Source organism: Psychrobacter sp. Rd 27.2, from assembly GCF_001921755.1.
In the GTDB taxonomy this organism is placed as follows: Bacteria; Pseudomonadota; Gammaproteobacteria; order Pseudomonadales; family Moraxellaceae; genus Psychrobacter; species Psychrobacter celer.
Map to the genome: position 1 here is coordinate 1 of NZ_MRYB01000190.1, position 293 is coordinate 293.

The window sequence follows — 293 nt, forward strand, 5'->3', positions numbered from 1 at the left end:
CCGTATGCAAGTTCTTAAAAGCTTAGACGAGGGTATGACCTTTGCCGAGGCAGCTGAGTTTTACAATCTCAGTCCAACCACTATACAAAACTGGAAGCGGCGTGTTCATAGCAAAACAACCAGACAAACCAAACCCACTAAAATACCAGATGACGTGCTACTCAATGATGTCAAAGAACATCCCGATGATTACCAGTATGAGCGAGCGCGTCGTCTGAACTGTAGCAAAACAGGCATTTATCATGCTCTAAAGCGTCTTGGCATCAGTCAAAAAAAAGACCTTAGAACATCCA

General features: G+C 43.7%; 1 protein-coding gene. It reads left to right on the forward strand.

The window, feature by feature from the left end:
* Window positions 1-293, forward strand: a 293-nt coding sequence (locus BTV99_RS13150; RefSeq protein ID WP_075102693.1) for an IS630 transposase-related protein, incomplete at both ends; no start/stop codon positions are given.